Source organism: Afipia sp. GW822-FHT03D08 (genome assembly GCF_058801645.1).
Map to the genome: position 1 here is coordinate 160,287 of NZ_JBXANK010000001.1, position 19,970 is coordinate 180,256.

At 58.7% G+C, this 19,970-nt stretch carries 15 protein-coding genes; 10 read left to right on the forward strand and 5 right to left on the reverse strand.

What is annotated here, in order from left to right; translation table 11 throughout:
* Nucleotides 1-130 precede the first annotated feature (130 nt).
* The 4 genes from AC1RM7_RS00740 to AC1RM7_RS00755 are packed head-to-tail and all read left to right on the forward strand — an operon-like array spanning nt 131 to nt 6,258.
* Entirely contained in the window at nt 131-1,486 is a 1,356-nt protein-coding gene (locus AC1RM7_RS00740; protein WP_244434460.1) for a nucleotide sugar dehydrogenase, read from the forward strand.
* Entirely contained in the window at nt 1,467-2,750 is a 1,284-nt protein-coding gene (locus tag AC1RM7_RS00745; protein ID WP_024921275.1) for a glycosyltransferase family 4 protein, read from the forward strand. The genes AC1RM7_RS00740 and AC1RM7_RS00745 overlap by 20 nt, the downstream gene beginning before the upstream one ends.
* Nucleotides 2,751-2,764: 14 nt before the next feature.
* Nucleotides 2,765-4,786: a heparinase II/III family protein gene (locus AC1RM7_RS00750; protein WP_024921276.1), complete on the forward strand. Its 2,022-nt coding sequence runs from the start codon at nt 2,765-2,767 to the stop codon at nt 4,784-4,786.
* The gene (locus AC1RM7_RS00755; RefSeq protein ID WP_024921277.1) at nt 4,783-6,258 is read left to right on the forward strand and encodes a lipopolysaccharide biosynthesis protein; all 1,476 of its coding nucleotides are present in this window, start codon (nt 4,783-4,785) and stop codon (nt 6,256-6,258) included. The genes AC1RM7_RS00750 and AC1RM7_RS00755 overlap by 4 nt, the downstream gene beginning before the upstream one ends.
* On the opposite strand, the gene AC1RM7_RS00760 is transcribed toward AC1RM7_RS00755, so the two are convergent.
* Nucleotides 6,233-7,324 (reverse strand): glycosyltransferase, encoded by a 1,092-nt coding sequence (locus AC1RM7_RS00760; RefSeq protein ID WP_024921278.1) that lies wholly within the window; start codon nt 7,322-7,324, stop codon nt 6,233-6,235. The genes AC1RM7_RS00755 and AC1RM7_RS00760 overlap by 26 nt on opposite strands.
* A gap of 86 nt (nt 7,325-7,410) precedes the next feature.
* Between AC1RM7_RS00760 and AC1RM7_RS00765 the strand changes: the two genes are divergently transcribed.
* Nucleotides 7,411-8,823: a phenylacetate--CoA ligase family protein gene (locus tag AC1RM7_RS00765; protein ID WP_024921279.1), complete on the forward strand. Its 1,413-nt coding sequence runs from the start codon at nt 7,411-7,413 to the stop codon at nt 8,821-8,823.
* Nucleotides 8,824-8,838: 15 nt separating this feature from the next.
* On the opposite strand, the gene AC1RM7_RS00770 is transcribed toward AC1RM7_RS00765, so the two are convergent.
* On the reverse strand, nt 8,839-9,987 hold the full coding sequence (locus AC1RM7_RS00770; protein WP_492838300.1) for a glycosyltransferase family 4 protein: 1,149 nt from the start codon (nt 9,985-9,987) through the stop codon (nt 8,839-8,841).
* A gap of 81 nt (nt 9,988-10,068) precedes the next feature.
* Here AC1RM7_RS00770 and AC1RM7_RS00775 point away from each other — a divergent pair, with 81 nt between their 5' ends.
* The 4 genes from AC1RM7_RS00775 (at nt 10,069) to AC1RM7_RS00790 (ending at nt 16,265) form a co-directional block, all read left to right on the forward strand.
* Complete coding sequence (locus AC1RM7_RS00775) at nt 10,069-11,316, forward strand: VpsF family polysaccharide biosynthesis protein (RefSeq protein WP_492838302.1); 1,248 nt, start codon at nt 10,069-10,071, stop codon at nt 11,314-11,316.
* 41 nt (nt 11,317-11,357) lie between these two features.
* Entirely contained in the window at nt 11,358-12,569 is a 1,212-nt protein-coding gene (locus AC1RM7_RS00780; RefSeq protein WP_492838304.1) for a glycoside hydrolase family 5 protein, read from the forward strand.
* Nucleotides 12,566-14,050, forward strand: a complete 1,485-nt coding sequence (locus tag AC1RM7_RS00785; protein WP_152544194.1) for a glucosamine inositolphosphorylceramide transferase family protein — start codon at nt 12,566-12,568, stop codon at nt 14,048-14,050. Before AC1RM7_RS00780 ends, AC1RM7_RS00785 begins: the two co-directional genes overlap by 4 nt.
* Before the next feature lie 187 nt (nt 14,051-14,237).
* The gene (locus AC1RM7_RS00790; protein WP_492838307.1) at nt 14,238-16,265 is read left to right on the forward strand and encodes a GumC family protein; all 2,028 of its coding nucleotides are present in this window, start codon (nt 14,238-14,240) and stop codon (nt 16,263-16,265) included.
* A gap of 6 nt (nt 16,266-16,271) precedes the next feature.
* Here AC1RM7_RS00790 and AC1RM7_RS00795 read toward each other — a convergent pair whose 3' ends face one another.
* From AC1RM7_RS00795 to AC1RM7_RS00805, 3 genes are read right to left on the reverse strand one after another with little or no spacing between them, the layout of a single operon-like run.
* Entirely contained in the window at nt 16,272-16,973 is a 702-nt protein-coding gene (locus tag AC1RM7_RS00795) for a DUF1045 domain-containing protein (RefSeq protein WP_492838772.1), read from the reverse strand.
* 22 nt (nt 16,974-16,995) lie between these two features.
* On the reverse strand, nt 16,996-18,186 hold the full coding sequence (locus AC1RM7_RS00800) for an alpha-D-ribose 1-methylphosphonate 5-triphosphate diphosphatase (protein WP_024921285.1): 1,191 nt from the start codon (nt 18,184-18,186) through the stop codon (nt 16,996-16,998).
* Nucleotides 18,183-18,839, reverse strand: coding sequence for an LbetaH domain-containing protein (locus tag AC1RM7_RS00805; RefSeq protein ID WP_024921286.1), 657 nt, complete (start codon nt 18,837-18,839; stop codon nt 18,183-18,185). Before AC1RM7_RS00805 ends, AC1RM7_RS00800 begins: the two co-directional genes overlap by 4 nt.
* A 230-nt stretch (nt 18,840-19,069) precedes the next feature.
* On the opposite strand from AC1RM7_RS00805, the gene phnC reads away from it, so the two are divergent.
* Complete coding sequence (gene phnC, locus AC1RM7_RS00810) at nt 19,070-19,882, forward strand: phosphonate ABC transporter ATP-binding protein (protein WP_024921287.1); 813 nt, start codon at nt 19,070-19,072, stop codon at nt 19,880-19,882.
* Nucleotides 19,883-19,970: the final 88 nt, after the last annotated feature.

Sequence of the window (19,970 nt, forward strand, 5' to 3'; positions counted from 1 at the left end):
TTGTCTTTCCCTTTCATCATCGTCAGCATACGACATAAAAAAAGACGAGGCGGCTCAAATGAATTCATGGCTCGATGGCTCCGATCTAATCGAACTCGCTCCGGGAAGCGCGCAAACGGCGACCGATCGCTTGCCGGTCATTGCTCCCGTTATACCGCAAAATACTGCTCCCCGCCGCATCAGCATTTTCGGGTTGGGCTATGTCGGAGCGGTATCGGCCGCATGTTTTTCGCGCACAGGTCACACAGTTATTGGACTTGATACCAATGATATCAAGCGGCAGTGCTTTCGCGAAGGCAAGCCGCCGGTCGTGGAGGCCGGTCTTGACGACTTTATGCAGCAAGGGGTCCGGTCTGGACGCTTGACGGCAACCGACGACGTCAATCAGGCGATACGCGATACCGACATCTCGCTGATCTGCGTCGGGACGCCGAGCCGGGATAACGGCAGCATCAACATCGATACCGTCTGCAGCGTTATTGCGGAAATCGGCCGTGCGCTTCGGGAAAAGCAGGGCGATCACCTTGTCATCGTGCGATCGACGATGATTCCGGGTTCGATGCGCAACACAATCATTCCGATCCTCGAGCGTGAATCCGGACGACGCTGCGGCGAGGGGCTATCCGTCGCGTACAATCCCGAATTTCTCCGCGAGAGCACGGCGGTTGCCGATTTCTTTGCACCGCCAAAGACCGTCGTCGGGGCGGACGATCCAGCCGCCGCCCTTGTGGTTGCGAACCTCTACGAAGGAATTCGCGCGCCGCTTTTCACGGTATCATTCGAAGCCAGCGAAATGATCAAGTACGCTGACAACACATGGCATGCCCTGAAAGTCTGCTTCGGAAACGAGATCGGAAACATCTGCCAGGCGTTGAATATCGACAGTTATGAGCTGATGAATGTGTTCTGCTCCGATACGAAGCTCAACATTTCCCCTTATTATCTCAAGCCGGGGTATGCGTTCGGTGGATCCTGCCTGCCCAAGGATGCACGCGCGCTGACGTATCTTGCACGTCAACTCGACGTCGAAGTGCCGATCCTCTCCAATATTCTTCCGAGTAACCGCAATCAGATCGAAAGAGCTATTGCGAAGGTTGTTGGGTTCGGCCAACGCGACATTGCCGTGCTCGGATTCAGTTTCAAGCCCGGTACGGACGACTTACGCGAGAGCCCGCAGGTCGAATTAATCGAGCGTCTGATCGGCAAGGGGTTCAACCTTAAGCTTTATGACCCGAGCGTCAATCTCTCGAAGCTCACGGGTGTGAACAGGCAGTACATCGAGAAAGCGATCCCACATATTGGTTCGATCATGATGACTTCGCTGCGAAAGACCGTGGTCGCAGCCGACGTCATTATCATCGGCAACGCTTCGCCTGAATTCCGAAGCATTGAGCCGATGCTCAGCGAAGATCAGATCGTTCTCGATCTTGCCCGGTTGTGGGAATCTCCAGACATGAAGGCGCGTTATGTCGGAATCAACTGGTGACCCGCGCCTGGTCAAGGATGGACGGCCGCTTCGCGTCCTGATCATCGTCGAAAATCTATCCGTACCTTTCGACCGTCGTGTATGGTCGGAAGCAAAAACGATGGCGAAAGCCGGCTGCGTGGTCTCCGTGATCTGCCCGAAGGGGTTTAACGCGCAGAAGAGCTACGAACTGATCGATGGCGTTCATGTTCATCGCCACGGGATGCCCTTCGAAGCCAAGCGTGCATCGGGCTATCCGCTCGAATACGGCTGGGCGCTGGCTTGTGAGTTCTTCCTGAGCTGGAAGATTCTTTTCGCGCGCGGGTTCGATGTGATTCATGCATGCAACCCCCCCGATACGATCTTTCTGATCGGCGGATTTTTCAAGCTCTTCCTCGGCAAGATGTTCGTGTTCGATCATCACGACATCAATCCGGAACTCTATGTATCGAAATTCGGCCGGAAGGACGTGTTGTATCGGTTGCTTGTCCTGCTTGAGAAGCTGACTTTCAAAACGGCGGACATCTCGCTCGCGACAAACGAATCCTATCGCAGGATCGCACTGACCCGCGGCGGCATGCGTGACGAAAACGTTTTCGTAGTCCGCTCCGGCCCGGACCTCAATCGCATCCAAATCATTCCCCCCAACCCGCTGTTGCGAAAGGGACGCCGCTTCCTGATCGGTTATGTCGGCGTCATGGGTGCACAGGAGGGGATCGACCTTTTGCTGAACGCCGTGAAGGTGATTGTGGAAGATTTCAAGCGGTCTGACATTCATTTCGGGCTGGTCGGCGGAGGCCCCGCGCTCGAAGAAATGAAGGCGCTGGCGAAAACGCTCGGCGTCGATGACTTTGTCACGTTCACGGGCCGCGCCAGTGATCACGATCTCTTCGAGATGCTGAACACGGCGGATGTCTGCGTTAATCCAGATAAAGCTGACGAAATGAACGACAAGTCCACCATGAACAAAATCATGGAGTACATGGCGCTGAGCAAGCCGATCGTTCAATTCGATCTGACAGAAGGGCGAGTCTCCGCAGCAGATGCATCGCTTTATGCCCGGCACAACGATCCGAAAGACATGGCGGGCAAGATCATCGAACTCCTTGATGATCCTGAACGTCGCGCAGCGATGGGCGCTTTCGGCCGGCAGCGCATTGAACGCGACTTGTCATGGGAGCACGAGGCGCCGAAGTTGCTCGGAGCGTACGCCGCGCTGATCAAGAACAGGACCACCCGGCCTAAGGCTAAAGCGCCGGTCACCGTGACCCCGCAAGCACGCTAGGATCGTCTGTCGACATGGCAGGTTCGTTCGGCAAACTTGGATGGTACGTCAACCGGCTGCGGGCTATGAGCATCCCGGAGCTGGGCCATCGGTTGCGCGAAGCCGGAAAGCGCCGCCTGTCCGCGACAAGATATTACGACTATTCAGCCTTTGCGATCGAATCCGCGGATCTGCCTTTTCTTTCAGTCGATATTGACCGGCTGCAGTCGATCGACGCCGGCACGCGTGCGCTTTGGCAATCGGTCGCCCCGACCGCGAAGGCCCCTGGAATCTATCGCGCGCTCGGCCACGATTTCCATCTGTCCACTGAGATGGATTGGCATCTCGATCCCGTATCGGCGTTGCGCTGGCCGGATAACGCCTATTGCTTCGATATCGAGTATCGGCACGATCGCCTCCGCGGCGACGTGAAGCTGGTCTGGGAATTGAACCGCCTGCAATTTGTGCCGGTGATCGCGGCGCTGTCCAGACTGAAAAATGATGATGAATTGGCGCAGTCGGCGCTCGATCTGATCGAGAGCTGGATCGATGCGAACCCGCCATTCAAAGGGGTCAACTGGATATCCGGGATCGAACTGGCCCTCCGCGTCGTCTCGATCCTGCTGACAATCGGACTGGTTGGCCGGGAGCGGGTTGGGGCGCGGCTTTCTCGCAAGATCGCGGCCTGCTTGGCCGCGCATGCTTACTGGCTCAAGCGTTTTCCATCGCGCTATTCGTCGGCAAACAACCATCTGATTGCGGAGGAGGCGGCTCTTTTCGTTCTGGGCACGCTTTGGCAGGGGGCTGAAATTGATGCGTCGGCGGCGAGGGCAATACTGATCGCCGAAGCATTCCGTCAGATCCACGACGATGGCGTGGGTGCGGAACAGTCGCCGACATACACCGCGTTTACATGCGAGTGGTATTTGCTTGCATTCACTGTCGCCGAAGCGGCCGGCATGCCGTTTCCGGATAACGTCATTGCACGCGTCGCGTCCGCTGGAGAACATTTGCGATGGTTGCTCGATAGCTCGGGAAATCATCCTCGCATCGGTGATGACGATGAGGGCCGTGTCATAGCGTCCGGCGCAGGCCATGAGCCACTTTATGTAGGATCAGTTGTGAACGGGATTGCGGCCTTGACCGGCCGCCAGGATCTGGCTGCGGATTACGGCGCTCCACAGTTGCGAAATCTTCTTGTCGGCTGGCCTGACGCTACATCGGTATCAGGTGCAGGCACGCGCATATTCGAGCGCGGAGGATATACGGTCTCACGAGGCCAGATGAGCGGACGCGAGTCGTTGGCCGTGTTTGACCATGGCCCCCTCGGCTATCTGTCGATTGCGGCGCACGGCCACGCTGATGCGCTGTCGCTGACGCTGCATCTTGACGGAAGACCGGTGCTCGTCGATCCCGGAACGTACCTGTACCACTCTGGTGGCAGCGTCCGGGACCGCCTGCGCGGGACGGCGGTTCACAATACACTCTGCATTAATGGAACCGACCAGAGTGAAATTTCGGGTGCATTCAATTGGCGGCGTAAGGCCACTTCGGAATTTACCGGTCTGCGTGAGACGGATCACGGCGTCGATGTCTCAGCTCAACATGACGGGTATGCTCGCGATTTTGGGCTGTTGTGTGAGCGCACGATCACTGTCGATGCCAGCGGGCTTACGGTGCGGGACAAACTCCTCGCGACGGGAGACCAGGCGTCAAAGCCGCTGACCTCAATCAGCATTGGGTTTCTGCTTCATCCGGAATGTTCGGCAAGGATTGAGGGGGCGACTGTCGTTGTCACACGTGGCGGCGAGGCGCTGATGCAGGTCTCTGCCCAGCCGAACGTCTCCGTTACGCTTGAGAGTGCTGAATATTCACCAGCGTTCGGCGTTATGGAGAGTGCCGCACGCATCGTCTTTCGTGCGAATGATCTGAAGACGCGAGAGTTCGGCACACGGATCGATGTTCAGTCTGCCGCTACTTCCATGAGTAATGTTTCGCCGGCTTTGCAGCCGGATCAGGCGCCGGCCTCGAATTTCGCAGACGCAGGTCTCCGATGAAAAACCTGAACGTCGTGCTCTATTTCGGGGCTAATCTGGTGCCCCGCCTGTCGACATTCGTTCTGCTGCTGGTGCTGACCCGGTTGCTGTCGATGGACGACTACGGGATGTTTGCTCTCATCGTTGTGACGGGCGAAATTCTCGATATGGCCACCGGCGGATGGGTGCGTCTCTTTGTATTGAGCAGCGAGAGCAAGGATCGTGTTCCCTCCGCAGGCAGGCTTGGCCGGGTGCTTGTTCTGACCGTTGTGTCTTGCGTCCTGTCATTGCTGGGCGCGCTGCTGCTGGCAATCGTCCAGCCCAGCCTGTCCGGGTGGTTCACGGTTGCCGTCGCGGTCTATGTGCTGGCTTTCGCTGTGTTGCGGCTTGGTTTAACGCTGTTGCAGACGCAGCAGCATCATGGGCTTTACGCAGGCGTCGAGATCGCGCGGGGCGTTCTGTCGCTCGGTTGCGGGGTAGGAACTGTCCTGGCGATTGAACCGACGTTCTTTGCTGCGTCGCTTGGGATTTCCCTGGTAACACTTGTTTTGGGAACGCTCGCCTGTGCCGTGGCTTTCCGAGACCTGCCGTGGCCTTATTTTCCACGTCAGGGTTATCGCGCCGCTCTGTTGTTCGGAGTGCCGATCGTATCGGTCACGCTGCTGGCGCAGACAGTCGGGTGGCTCGATCGCTTCATTCTCAATCATGCCCTTGGACCAGCGAGCGTCGGGCTTTATGCAGCAGCCTATGCTCTCGCCAGGCAGCCGGTTGAGCTGTTCAGCGGCTCGCTTAATCCGTATCTGTTTCCGATGCTTGTCCGCAGCTATTCATCCGAAGGGCGAGAGGCGGCCGGCCGCGTTCAGAGCGGTAATATTCTGACTCTGATCTTGCTGTGCGGTGCCGTGGCGGTTGGCATCGCGCTGCTTGCGCAGCCATTTGCTGAACTGGTGTTGCCAGAGGCTTACCGCGTTGAGGCCGCGCGGGTCATGCCATGGATTGCCTTCGCAACGCTGTTCGCAAGCCTGAAGAACTTCTGTTTCGATAACGCATTCTACATCACGAAAAAGAACTGGCAGCAGTTCGTGAGCATGGCTCCGCCTGCGGTGATTTCGCTGCTGCTCGGCCTCCTTTTGATTTCGCAAGGCGGTCCGCAGGTTGCCGCCATAATCGCGGCATTTTCATCCTTCGTTTCGCTCGCGGGCAGCGCATTTCTCTCCACACGCCTGTTGCCATTTACTGTTCCGTGGCGCGCCATTGCAGGGCTAGCAGTTTCATTTGGGCTGGCCTCAGCCGCGACCCTCGGCACCCGCGTGCTTCTGGGCGGGCAATTGCCACTGATCATACTGTTCGGAGGAACCGCGACATTCATCGCGGTGTATGCATCAACACTTTCAGCATCTGGATTTGCACTTGTGCGGATGCTTGACCGGCCGTGGGAAATCTGGCGCGGACAATCCGCCCCGACGGCTACGGCCGAATCAGTATCGTATTGAACAAGCCGAGATAGCTGCTGATCGCGGTCTCGGCGTCAAACATGCGTGCGCGTGCGATCCGCGGTTCGGGATCACCGGGATTGGCAAGTGCCTGGTTGATGGCCCGCGCGAGCGCATCGATGTCGCCATTGTCCACGAGCGAGCCGACACGGCCATGCTCAAGAATTTCGTCGGGGCCGCCACTTCGTGTCGATACGACGGGAAGTCCTGAGGCCAGCGCTTCGACAACTACATTGCCGAAGGCTTCCCGGCGCGACGTCAATGCGAAACACCGGGCTTGCGCATAGCAGGGCCATGGGTCATCGCGGTAGCCCGGAAGTTCCAGTCTGTCTGCGACGCCCAACTGTTTTGCGAGCACCAGCAGGTTGTCGCGTTCGGGACCTTCGCCAAAGATCACGACGCGTGCATCAGGGGGCATATGGGGAATCGCCTGAACCAGTGCAGCAAAGTTCTTTTCCGGATTAAGTCTTCCAACGCCGAGAACGACGGGTGGGCGCTGGAGGATGTCGCTATGGCTCGCGGGTATCGCGTGCTCAACCGACACAGGATTGTAGATACGCGTCAGCTTGTCCGGCGGCGCCTTCCAGTCGTCGCGGAGATGTTCGAGCAGCCCACCGGATACGCAAACGACCGCGTCGGCGCGTCGCGCCAGCCACGGCGCGAATGAGTACGACAAGTGACCAAGCCGCCCGCGTCCGACATCGGAACGTCCGTGATACGAAAGTACAATGCGGGATTGGCCGCCGGCCAAAAGGCGGGCCACAGAAAGCTTGACGTTCGCGGCACCGCCGATCGCGAGGACGACGTCCGGTTTCTGTGAACGCAGGAAGCCAGTGAGGGCCACTACAGAACCGGCATGCGAGTTTCCGAGTATGCGTATCGGCACGCCGGGATCGATCAGCGCGCGGTTCTCAGACGCCTCGAAATCAACGAGCAGGGTGGTGCGCCAGCCGGCCTTGAAGAAACCGGATGCCAGCAGGGCAGCCACGCGTTCCGCTCCGCCCCGGTTCAGGGCCGGCACGTAAACCGCGACGTGTTTTGATTGAATAACCATCAATTTGACCATGCACGGTTAAGGTAAATGTCCGATTTACCGCAGGCCTCTTATTGGCTGCGGTACATAGACATGTTCGCCAAATCAGGGGGAAACCGATGACAGTTCTAGACGTCGCGCGCGGTGCATATGTCCGGTTACCGCTATCGACGCGGGCCCATCTCGGCCGCTTCCTTCAGTACGTGCCAACTTCTATCAAATTCGGCAAGACCTATCGTCATTGGCGCGGTGTGATCGATCGCGCGAAGACGGACACAGATTTTGTACGGTCCTATCGCCAGCAGGCGCTTGGTGAAGTGGTTCAACTGGCGATCCGGAATGCGCCTTACTACACCCGTACGCTCAAGCCTGTGGTTGGTCATATCGCGCCCGGCGAACTGCTGGGAAGCGAAGCCTGGTCTCGACTGCCTGTCCTTTCGCGACAGATCGTGCTCGACCACCGCGACGAGATGTGCACCGTTCCGCTCGATCGCCTCGACCGCGCTTCGACTGATGGGTCGTCCGGCGAACCGTTGTCGATCATGCTTGATCGCAATCGCAGCCCGATCGAGTATGCTTTCATTCACGATGCGTGGTCGAGGACCGGATTCACGGCGCATGACTGGCGCTGCGTTTTTCGCGGATTTGATTTGATCGACGGCAAGAACTCCCACATGGAGATCGAGCCGGCGCTGAAGGAACTGCGGTTCTCCGTTTTTCATCTCGATGATGCGACGATGGCGTCCTATCTGGCGGCCATCCGGGAAAAGAATATCCGATTCATTCACGGCTATCCTTCCGCGATAGCAATTTTCGCTCAGTATCTGCTCCGGACCGGAACTGCACCATTGCCGCAGATCCGCGGAATCTTTCCGATTTCGGAAAAACTGTTCCCGCATCAGCGTGATCTCTTCACACAGGTCTTCGATCAGGCGACCATCGTGCCTTTCTATGGATTGAGCGAGAAGGTCGCGTTCGCCGTGGAGCGAGCCAATGAGCCGGATACGTACGAATTCAACCCGATTTACGGATACACGGAACTCGTCGACGATGACGGCCAGCCGATCACCACGCCCGGTAAAACCGGCCGTGTCGTATCGACGGGGTTGATGTTCAGAGGCATGCCGCTCATCCGGTACGACACGCGCGATGCCGCGCAACTGGTCGAACTGCCAAGCGCGAGTAATGGATACCGGCTCGTTCTGAATCACCTGGCGCCGCGGCGGAGCAGCGAATACCTGGTTAGCCGGTCCGGGTCCCTTATTCCCTTTAACGGACTGTGCGTGCCGATCGACCGGCATGATCTGACGCGTGAAGTACAGTTCTGTCAGCTTGTTCCAGGCGAGGTCGAACTCAGGGTGGTCACGGAAGGCGGTCAGCAGCCGGATTTCTCGGACTATCTCACACGAATGACGGAGCGTGCCGCTGGCGATCTCACAATTCACTTGAAGATCGTCGATGAACTGCCAATGACGGGCAGGGGAAAGCGCAAATTCATCGATCAGCGGCTGGCTATCCCTCACATGACGTGAGCCGGATGCAAGCTGCTATGGGACTTTCGCGATCTGCCGATAGAGTTCGCGAAGCCGCTGGGCGAATGCCGACAGCGTAAAATGCCGTTGATAGATTTGACGCGACGCGGATTGCATCTCGCCTAAACGAGAACGGTTGGCGGCGATTTCGAGCAACGCTGAGGCGATGGGCTCCGGTTCCCGCGCTACGAGAAGCCCGTTAACACCGTCTTCCACGATGTCACGAACGTTGCCGACATCGGTCGCAACGAGAGCCGCGCCGGCACAGGCACCCTCTATCAAGCTGAGCGGCAAGGCCTCGGTGCGGGAGGGAAGGACCACCACATCTGCGTTGCGCATATGATCGAGCATTTCGCTCGCTTCGATCCATCCCGTGAAAGTCATTTTCTGGTCGAGGCCCGCTTTATGGGCCATGTCTACGAAGTGCTGGACGTCACCATTACCGGCGACTGTGCAGTGCCAGTTCTCGGTCGTCTGACGAAGGCGAGCGAGTGCCGGAATCAGGACGTGCATACCTTTGTTTTCGGTCAGCAGGCCGGAAAAAAGGATTTCCATCGAGCCGGTGTCTTGCTTGGGCAGCGGAAGATCGGCTGCGAAATCGGGAATTCCGTTGGGAACGATCACGATCCGTTGGGGCTGAACGCCGATGCGCTCGAAGGCGTCTGCATGGACCTTGCCGAGCGCGACGACGCAGTCGGCCTGGTTGGCAATCGCGCTAAACAGCCGGCCTGGCACCGTGCGCGCAGCAACCTGATCTTCAATAAACTGGCCGTGGAAATGAACGATGGTTCGCGCGCCAAATGCCTTCGCGAGTTTCAGGATGGCGTATTTGCGCGGTAAGCTTCCACCGGTGGCGAAGTTGATATGGACCACATGCGGACGGAAGCGGCTGAGTGTGAAGCCGATTTTTGCGAGGATGAGCGGAAATGTCGCAATCCAGAGGATGCCTCGCGCATCGCCACGAGACTGCGCAAAGCGTAGATCAATCCCCGGCTCGTTTTGCTCGGCAATGAACTCGCGGAAATAGTGATAGAGCCGGTCGATGCCGCCCTTGCCCGAAGGACCGAAAGGCGTGACGCACAAAACGCGGACGGAGGACATTTTCGGAGTTTCTTGCATTCGTCGCATACCGCGGCGCTGCTCATGGCGGAAACCAACATCCACCCTTACGCACCGTTTGGTTAGCCAACTGTTAACGCGGATTGCCTAGGGTAAATTTCACTGGCCACTATAGCGCAGCTTTCCATGATCCGTTCCGGTTACGCCGTTACCGAGCCGAGCGACAGCCGTGTTCTGCTGCGCGTGCTTTATCTGTCGTTCGTTGCTTTTGTCCTGCTCAGGATTGGACTTAACGCACTCATTCTCAACCAGTTCGTCAATTATACGACGCTTGAAGGCTCGACGATCGAGAAGATCCACCCCGCATTCTACGGGATCGGTCTGATCGCAGTTACGATTCTGCTCAACTATCGCATCGAGCTGAGCGCACAGGATGTCGGTATCCTTCGCGCGATTATCGTTTTTCTGGCCGGCATTTGCGGCTTGCTTCTCATGCTCTCGGTGAGCGGCCAGAGCACGTCATCCGGCTATATCCTCGACACATATATCGTCGCGTGCATGGCTGTGTTCGTCATGATGACGCTGCCAAATCAGTGGCGATCGAACCTTGGCGAACTGATCCTGTTGTTTCTCATCCTGAGCGCAGCGGTCGGCATCGCCGAATTCGCGCTCAGGACGCGCTTGCTGCCTTATGCCGCTGGTGAAGATGTTTTCCGCCCGACCGGATTGTCTGATCATCCATTACAGCTCGGCCAATGGTGTGCTGTCGGCATCTGCTTCCTCGGCGTGGCGCGATGGAGACCGTCGTTTAAGCTGATGGGTGTTGTTATTTTGTTTGTGGGTGCTCTCGCATCCGGAGCGCGAATTGCAAGTGTGGCCGCCTGTGTTTCATGTGCGCTATTTCTGATTCTCGAGCCCATGCCGGCGCGATCTCAGGTCGATTCCATCCAGCGGAAAATGATGCTTGCGATCGCGGGGCTGATCGTACTGATCGCTGTTATCGGTGTCATGTTTGCCGCTGGCGCCTTGAGCCGGTTCGAAGGCGGTTTCGTCGATCAAAGCTCTCTCGCGCGCGTCAGCATCTATGGCGTGTTCGACTATCTGAGCTGGAAGGAGTTCCTGTTCGGCGCCGATATCGCGCAGGTTCAGCGGATCGCGCTCGATATTTTTGGACTACCGTTCATCGAGAGCTCTTTCGTTGTCTTCACCGTCCAGTTTGGTTTGATAGGTGCGATTCTGTTCGCGCTGCTGCTGGCCAATCTTTTCCGGGCGCTTCTAAAAGGACGATCGGCGATCGTTATGCTGGCGACGGTGATGTTTTTCGCATTGGCGCTGACCAACAATGCGCTGTCGGTCAAGTCGGCGGACATTCTGATCATCACATTGTTGACGATGTGCGACCACACCGCACGGCTCCGCCGCTGGATTTCGTGATGCGAAGGTTGCTGCGCATACTGGCGATGATATGCGCTGCAATGACGGCGACCACGGCGTACGCCGTTGACGGTGCCAAGACATTCCAGCGAGGGATCGGTGTACACCGGCCGCTGAACTGGGCGTCTGTCTCGCCCCTGGACGGTTCCTTGTACACTTGGCCGCCGTTTGCGACTGCAGAACACTACGTCCCTGATGAATTGATCACGGCGGTTCAAGCGTCCGGGTTTGATTTCGTCCGGCTGACGGTCGACCCCGGGCCGTTTCTCCAGATGACAGGAGACCGGCGCGACGCGCTCGATACCATCCTGCGGGCAACGATCCAGCGATTCCGTGTGCAACGTTTGAGCGTGATCGTCAATTTTCACTCCAATTCTCAGGTTGCTCAGTATCGCCCTGAAGCGATCTTCGTCGGTGCAGAAAGGCCGCTGTTTACGGCCTATGCGGCGGTGGTTTCACGCACCGCGCGACTGCTTGCAAACATGAATGACCCGAACGTGGCGCTGGAGCCCGTCAACGAGCCGCCCGCAGGTTACGATAAGGCGACGGCGGGTCGCTGGCAGACGATGATGGAGGCATTGTACCGGGCTGCGCGACAGGAAGCTCCGCGCTTGACCCTGGTGGTCACCGGCGCTCAGGGAGGCAGTTGGAGAGGGCTGGCGCTTCTCGATCCCGCTCCGTTTCGCGACGAGAATGTTCTCTACTCGTTTCACTATTACGAGCCGCACCTATTCACGCACCAGGGTGTCGAGTCATCGGAGCCGCGCGAGCGGTTCTGGCGTGACATGCAGGCGCTGCCTTATCCGGCGATCAAGGGTGAGGAGAGTGCAGCCATCCGCACGGTGGAGGACCGGATTGCCGCAGATCCGGCTTTCTCCGCTGCCGATAAAGCCAGGCAGTCGATCGCGGCAAGGGCCGCAATCGCTACCTACTTTAGCGAGCGCTGGGACGCGAAGGTCATCGACGCCGCTTTCGATAGCGTAGCGGCATGGGCTACGCGCAACAACATTGACGCCCACCGTATTCTGCTCGGCGAGTTTGGCGCGACCCGCAATAGTAAGGCTGGCGATCAGGCGCGGGCGACGTGGTTACTGGATGTGCGGTGCGCGGCTGAGCGCCGGAAATTTCGTTGGTCGATCTGGGAGCTCAACGGATCCGGTGGAATGGCAATCGTTGATCGCGCCGATGAAAGCAGGCTGGATCGCACAACGCTTGACGCGCTCGGCCTCCTAAAGCCCGGCTGTCCCTCATGACCGAGACAGCAGGCATGCGCACGATAACAATATGCCTCAACCGTGCGCGGTTGTGGCGGTGGCAACACGAACTGGTCATGCGTCTTGCACGTCATCCCGATATCAATCCAGTGGTGCGGCTGGTCGATGGCCCACCGCCGCCGCGCGCATTCACACTCCTTCTGATGTTGGAGAAGTTTGCCTTTCGTCTTCAAGCCGGAAATGCCTGCGACCTTCTCAATGAGAAGGCCTTCGAGCCATATCTGGAAAGGCGCGACGCGATGAGCGGCGGTCTGGTCGTGGATTTGGCCGGGCAAACTGCGACTAGTGCTTTGCCGGATATCGCAGTTCTCTACGACGGAACAGCTTCGGATGACGCGGCTTTGCTGGCTGTGCTGGACGCGCACAGCCCTGCATTGACGATTGTGGACCGAGAGGGGCGGGTCGTCATCTCGGGGCTGCCCGCCGTTGAAGACAGGACGGTGGCGACGCGGGCGCTAGATACGATCTTCTCGGCGCTGTTGCAGTTGTGTGTGAAGGCTATGACCGTACCGCTGACGAGCGATGCGCAGCCGTCGCCGAAACAGGCGAGGTCAAAAGCAACTCACTCAGCTCCGGTGTTGTCGTTTGGTGCAACGTCGCTTGCCGAAAAATTGAATGCGCGCATTGCGCGGCTCTGTCATCGCGCGCCGCGATGGTTTGTCGCGTGGCGGCAAATAAACGAAACGGAATCCAGGACGTCTCTGCCGGGCGCAAGCGCTTACCGTCGGCTGGATGATGACGGCGGGCGCTATTATGCCGACCCATTTCTGTTCGTGGCGGACGGGCAGACGCATCTCTTTGTCGAGGAGTACGACCACGCATCAGGAAAGGGTTTGATCTCGACATCGTTGTTGGGAGCCGACGGTTTCGAGCGGCCGAGACCCGTTCTCGAGACGCAGTTTCATCTGTCGTATCCGCACGTTTTCACGCATTCCGGTGCAATATGGATGATACCGGAATCCCTGCAGTCGAGGACCGTCGATCTTTATCGCGCGGAACGGTTCCCAGACCGCTGGGTTCATGAAGCGATACTGCTTGAAAACGTCGAAGCCTCGGACGCGACAGTTTGCCAACATGATGGGCTGTGGTGGATGTTCGCGGCAACGCGAACCTGGCGCGGTTCAAACTGGGATACGCTCAGTGTGTTCTGGGCGCCCGATCTCGCCGGGCCATGGCAGCCCCACGCCGGCAATCCGATCCTCGTTGACCATCGCTGCGCACGTCCCGCCGGCGACTTCTTTCATTACGACGGCTCGTTGTGGCGGCCGGCGCAGGATTGCTCGGAAGGCTATGGTACGGGCCTGGCGTTTTGCCGCATCGACACGCTGGACCTGGAGGTTGTCCGCCAGAGCGTGCACAGCACCGTGCGGCTGCGGGATGGAGCAGTGCAGCGGGGGCCGCACAGTCTGAACCGGACAAGGACGATCGAAGCCATCGATCTTTACGGTACTTCAGCCTGACGATTTCGAGGGCGACGGCGGTTATCAGCCCTTCGTAAGGCCCGTTCTTCAAGCAATATTAACCATAACCGGGCCAAAATCCGCGCAAGCTCGGGGTGTTGGCTCGGGTGACCTTGTTGCGTTCAGGCAGTCCCATGCGTATGCGGTCAAGTCCGTCATTCTCGGTGCGCTCAGCAGGTGCTCGCGCATGGCAATGACAATCGACATGCGCGAGGCGCCGGCCGCGGTCATCGATTTTCGTGGCCTCGCGACCGCCTTTGGGCGCCGCAAAAAACTCATCGCAGCAATCACCGCGACATGTGCGCTATTGGCGCTGATGATCGCTCTCTTCATGACCCCGCGATATGTTTCGCAGATCAAGATCTTGATCGATCCACGTGGGCTCCAGATTTTGCCGAACGATCTCAGCCCCGCCGCGGCGTCTGCCGACGCGACGTTCGCGGTGGTCGAGAGCCAGGTCCAGGTCATCACCTCGACGGAAGTGCTTGAGAAGGTTGTTATCAAGCTCAATCTGACCAGCGATCCCGAATTCGCCGCGAGTGACGGTGGGGATTCGGCTGGGTCATCCTCCGACGGGGACGCGCGCACCCGAGCCGTGCTTCGCACATTGCGGAAGCGGATCGATGTTCGCAGGCCCGACCGTACATTTGTCCTCGACGTTTCGGTTTGGACGTCATCCTCTCCCGAAAAATCGAAACAGATAGCCGACGCAATTGCTCAGGCCTATCTCGAAGTGCAAGTGCAAATGCAAACCGAGGCCGCAAGCCGGACGGCGAAAGCGCTCGAATCCCGCTTGAGCACGTTGCGCCAGAACCTGACGAACGCGGAGAAGCAGGTCGAAACCTATCGCATTCAGAACAACCTCGTTGGCGGAGAAGGGAACCTTCTGAGCGAGCGCGAGCTGACAGATCTGACCAACCAGCTTTCCGCCCAGAGAATACGCGGCGCCGAACTGCTGGCGCGGATGGACATTCTTCGAAAACGCAATACGAACAACCCACCGATCGATACCATCGCGGAAGCGCTGCAATCGCAGACCATGTTCGATTTGCGTGCGCGTTACGCGGAGGCCAAGAAAGCCGAAACCGATAGCGCCGTATCGCTTGGTCCGTTGCATCCGGCCGTTATTACGGCCCGTGCGCAGGTCAAGCAGATTCGCGAGCTGATCGACGCCGAGCTTGCGAGAATCCAGCGCAGTCTCGAAACGGAATATCAACGGACCAAATCGGTCGAAGGCGAGCTCAACCGGCAGATTATCGCTGCGCGGCAGGTTTCAGCGTTGGGACAGCCGCCTGTTCAGAAATTGAAGGATCTGGAGAACGACGTCGCGGCACAGCGGGTCGTCTATGAAACGCTGCAGCGGCGTGCCAAGGAAGTTCGCGAAGAAGGGATGCTGGATCGGACAAATTCCCGCGTCATTTCCCCGGCGGCCATTCAACCCGCGCAGTATGTCGTGCCACGAACTCTGGTGGTGGCAGGCGGCCTCGTCATCGGATTGCTTGCGGGAATTTTTGCGGCGGCTTTCCTCAATCAGTTTGACGGCGTCAGGCGTGACGACAGGGATCTGCCCGAGCGCAGCGAGATATTCAATCTGGCGACCGTTTCGCGTAATGCGGTCTTGGCCGCGAGCCGCGCTGATCCGAAGGCGAAAGCCCTTCATGTCGATGGGCTTGGCGATCTGCCAGGTATCCTTACTCAGGCTCTGGAGAAGTCGCCCGGTGCGATTCTGATCGTCGGAGCCAATGGTCCGGCTGCAAGTTGCGCATTCACACTCGCGCTGGCCAAACAGTTCGCCCAGCGCGGCATGCGTGCCTTAACTGTGGATGCGACGGAGACGAAACAAATTTCGAAGCAGCTTGGCCTCGAAGGCAGGCCGGGCTTCTTCGACGCGATGCGAAGCCCGGTTACCTTGGATGAGCTAGAAGTCGAGGTCGGCGACCTTCGCGTTCTTCCGGCCGGCGCGCGCAGCAAGTCTGAACCTTCACCTCAAACTGCACTCTCGACGCAGAATGGCTGCGCACTTGCCTACAACGGCACCACCCTTATAGACGGCGGAGCGATCGACGGTCAGGACTTCGCGTCCCTGCTTTCCGTGGTTGGAATCATCCTGGTCGTGGTCGATGCAGACAGAACTCAATATGGCAAGGTTCTGAACGCTCTTCGGACAATGAATCCTTATCAGACGCGTCTGGTCGCAACGGTGCTGCAAACGTAATCACGATCAGGCGGCCACAAGCGGCCAATCCGACAAAATCGTAAAGTTCGACGTCGCATCGCTCTGACGCAACAACGCCAGCCGGTCGACCGATACCGACTCCAAGTTCAGCGCCGCAAAGCGCTTCTGAAGGATATTCAGCACGACCGTGCGCTGCTCGGACGGCAGAGAGCCCGTCAGCGTCATGTGAAAACGGAAGTCTTCGAACACGTACGGATAGCCCCAGCGATCCAGATGCATGACCTGTCCGTCCGTCAGCGCGGATATGTTACGCCGTTCTCGGTCCTCGGGTGTCAGCGGTGCACGGAAATCGTCAAACGCAGTGACACATTCGGCGGCAAGCTGTTGGAGATCGGGACAAGGATCGCGCGGCACGACCGCGATGAAACTCCCGATAGCGCGAACGACGGGTACAATCCGGGGGATCGCGCGCGGCGCGTGGGCAAATTCTTGAATGGCTTGGGCAAGCTCATCTTCAGTCTTGCCGGATCGAAGGTTTATTGGAGCTTTCAACGTGGCGTGAAAGCCGTATTTGCGCGGATCGACGGTGAGCTTCCTCCAGCCTTCGATTTCCGTTTCGATGCCATCGGCAAAGGGCAGCGGCTTGCCCGAGTACGCATCGTACCCAAGCAGGTCCGCGCCGAAGCGATAAAGCGCATTCTGCGCCGATGGCACAAAGTAGATGGCGTAACGGGGGTGTTGCGGCATGCGGTCCTGAGTAGCCGCTCGCTCAGGCCGGTTCAACCCTGCGTAAGGCGGGTGCTGCCGACAAAAGCCGCTGTGGTTCGGTCAAATGAACCATATGGCCACCGGCAATCGCCGCGACGACGCGAGGCCTGAGCGGCTCCTGCGCATCGACAAGAATGATGTCGGCTCGCTTTCCGGTCGCGATCTGGCCGCGATCACGCAAGCCTGTGGCCGCCGCGGGAGCATTGGAGATCAGCGCCCAGGCTTGTGGCAGAGGCAGGATGTTGTCTGCGGCCAACAGGAACGCCGCGAGCAGTGGTGCAGGGTAGTAATAGTCAGAAGCCAGAATCGAACACAGGCCTTTGCTCACCATATCGGCCGCGCTGGTCCAGCCGGTATGGCTGCCCCCGCGGACGACGTTCGGCGCTCCGAACACGGTGAAGTCGCCGGCCTCGATCGCTGCGCGCGCGGTTTCCTCATTGATCGGGAACTCGGCGATGTCGATTCCCATCGTCCGGAAACCAGCGCGCTGATCCGGCGATTCATCGTCATGAGACAGCAACGGGATGCCGTGGTCGCGGCCAATGGAGGCAAGCCGTGCAATCGAATCCGGCACGTCGCTGGTTCGGGCCATGACCCGCTCGACCAGTGTGTCGAATTGACTTTCAGTGAGACCTGATCGTTCCACCATACGAGCGCGCTTCTTCGGGTTATTCATCGACGCGGCTGTCATATGCATGTGATCGTTGAAGGCGAGGAGATCGACACGTCCAGCGGCCATCCACTCGGCAATGGTTGGTTCGGCATCGAGATTGAACGTCTCCTGCCGCAGATGAAAGCGGGTATCTGCGGCGAGCCGGGGCCGCATGCCTTCGATGGCATCGAGTAGCCGGTGCGCGTTTTCGGTTCCGCGCAGGCCGGGTTCCCAGGACCATGTGGTGGCATGGAAGACAGTGGTGATGCCGTTGGCAATCGCCTGGCGGTCGCTGTCGACAAGTGCGACATCGATCGGGAAGTCGACGCCGGGACGCGGCATCATCTGGCGCTCGAACGCGTCACCATGCATGTCGACAATGCCGGGAAGAGCAATGAGGCCATTACTATTGAAGCGCAGGGAAGCTGCGCCACTGCGGGACGTTATCTCAGCGATCCTTCCGCCCACAACGTGAATGGATGCATCGACAAGATCGTTTCCAACCAGCGCTTCGCCGCCTTCAATCAAGATGTCCGTCATGTGCCAACTGCTTTCAAAACCAGATCCGGGGATGCGTTATGGCGGTATTTCTCGACGAAGGCTTCGACCGGCAGATTCCTGAAATCAGGTAATGCGGTGCGTAGGCGCTCGTGGTCCCAATCCCACCATGCCAGCGTCATCAGCTCATCTGCGATGCGCTCCGGAAACCGCCGCCGGATCGGCCTAGCGGGATTTCCCCCGACAATCGTATAGGCCGGCACGTCCTTCGTGACGACAGCACCGGCTGCGACCACGGCACCGGTGCCGATGTTGCGGCCCGGAAGCACAATGGCGCCGTGTCCAATCCAGACGTCATGACCGAATGTCACATGGTGACTGCGCCGCCAGGCGAAGAACTCGGATTCATCTGCCTCGCCGGGAAAGTAGGCGCTCGCGCGATAAGAGAAGTGCGCTTGCGACGCGCGATGCATCGGATGATTGCCGGGATTGATTCGCGTCATCGCAGCGATCGAGCAGAACTTCCCGATGGTGGCGTAGGCGATCTGACTGTCATTCACGACGTAGGAATAATCGCCGAGCGTGACCTCGTGCAGGACGGTGCGCGCGCCAATTTCGCAATAAGCGCCGGCGCTGCTGTCACGCAGGTTCGCGGTCGGATCGATAAGCGGTTGTGCGGACAGCTGGCCGGCCATGAATGTCTATTCTCGATACGGATTTTTCCCGGTGAATGCCGGTGCATTGGACGTGAGGTCAACATCTCTTCATGACGTTTCATGACGGCATCGTGAAGTTTGGATGACAAGGGCTTTTCGTCACAGCATACGCGATTTCGGGGGAGTGCAACCGCCGCAGGCGGATGTGTCACACAACTGTAGGAAACCCACGCTAGCGAGGAATGAACTTACTGAGACGGAGTTGGCACATGCTTGAGGTAGACGGATTAACGTGCCGGTTTGGCGCGAAGACGGCCGTCGACAATGCCTCGTTCTCGGTTCAGCCGGGATGCTTCGTCGGCGTGATTGGCCGTTCGGGCGCAGGAAAATCGACGCTGCTGCGAATGATCAACCGGCTGGAGAAGCCGACCGGTGGACGAATTATGTTCGAAGGCGTGGACGTGACCGCCTTGCAGGGCCGTGATCTGCGCCGCTGGCGTGCGCGCTCGGCAATGATCTTCCAGCAATTCAATCTGGTCGGGCGGCTCGATGTCCTGACCAATGTCCTGATGGGGCGTCTTGCGGGCGTGCCCCAGTGGCGATCGCTGATTCAGCTCTGGCCGCAGGACGACAAGGCCATTGCGATTTCCGCTCTCGAGCAATTCGACATGATGCCGATGGCTGCGCAGCGCGCCGACCAGCTTTCCGGCGGCCAGCAGCAGCGCGTGGCGATTGCCCGGGCGCTGGTCCAGCAGCCTGACATTATTTTGGCGGACGAGCCGATTGCGTCGCTCGATCCGCGTAACACCCGGATCGTGATGGATGCGCTGCTGCGTATCAACAAGCATTTCGGCATCATGGTGATCTGCAACCTTCACTCGCTCGATCTGGCGCGGACATACTGCGACCGCCTGATCGGCATGTCCGCCGGGCGTATCGTGTTCGACGGAGTCCCTGCTGCACTCACCGACACGATCGCGCGCGAGCTCTACGATCTTGAGGCTGGCGAAGTGATGGACGAGACTCCGGGCTTTGCGCCCGGAACTCTCGCGCCGGCTTTCGGAACTGCCGCGGTTGCATAAGCGTGCCGATGTCGTGAAGCAGTCTTCGGATTGCGGCATGCTTTGAGTCATCGAATTCGACCTGAACCTTGCGATAACCGACCATACA

What these genes read in the sequence shown, in the direction of transcription:
- AC1RM7_RS00745 (WP_024921275.1), top strand. Translation starts at nt 1,467, where the DNA reads ATGTCGGAATCAACTGGTGACCCGCGCCTGGTCAAGGATGGACGGCCG.
- AC1RM7_RS00790 (WP_492838307.1), top strand. Translation starts at nt 14,238, where the DNA reads ATGGCAATGACAATCGACATGCGCGAGGCGCCGGCCGCGGTCATCGAT.
- phnC (WP_024921287.1), top strand. Translation starts at nt 19,070, where the DNA reads ATGCTTGAGGTAGACGGATTAACGTGCCGGTTTGGCGCGAAGACGGCC.
- AC1RM7_RS00760 (WP_024921278.1), bottom strand. Translation starts at nt 7,324, where the DNA reads ATGGTCAAATTGATGGTTATTCAATCAAAACACGTCGCGGTTTACGTG.
- AC1RM7_RS00765 (WP_024921279.1), top strand. Translation starts at nt 7,411, where the DNA reads ATGACAGTTCTAGACGTCGCGCGCGGTGCATATGTCCGGTTACCGCTA.
- AC1RM7_RS00805 (WP_024921286.1), bottom strand. Translation starts at nt 18,839, where the DNA reads ATGGCCGGCCAGCTGTCCGCACAACCGCTTATCGATCCGACCGCGAAC.
- AC1RM7_RS00755 (WP_024921277.1), top strand. Translation starts at nt 4,783, where the DNA reads ATGAAAAACCTGAACGTCGTGCTCTATTTCGGGGCTAATCTGGTGCCC.
- AC1RM7_RS00750 (WP_024921276.1), top strand. Translation starts at nt 2,765, where the DNA reads ATGGCAGGTTCGTTCGGCAAACTTGGATGGTACGTCAACCGGCTGCGG.
- AC1RM7_RS00785 (WP_152544194.1), top strand. Translation starts at nt 12,566, where the DNA reads ATGACCGAGACAGCAGGCATGCGCACGATAACAATATGCCTCAACCGT.
- AC1RM7_RS00795 (WP_492838772.1), bottom strand. Translation starts at nt 16,973, where the DNA reads ATGCCGCAACACCCCCGTTACGCCATCTACTTTGTGCCATCGGCGCAG.
- AC1RM7_RS00780 (WP_492838304.1), top strand. Translation starts at nt 11,358, where the DNA reads ATGACGGCGACCACGGCGTACGCCGTTGACGGTGCCAAGACATTCCAG.
- AC1RM7_RS00775 (WP_492838302.1), top strand. Translation starts at nt 10,069, where the DNA reads ATGATCCGTTCCGGTTACGCCGTTACCGAGCCGAGCGACAGCCGTGTT.
- AC1RM7_RS00800 (WP_024921285.1), bottom strand. Translation starts at nt 18,186, where the DNA reads ATGACGGACATCTTGATTGAAGGCGGCGAAGCGCTGGTTGGAAACGAT.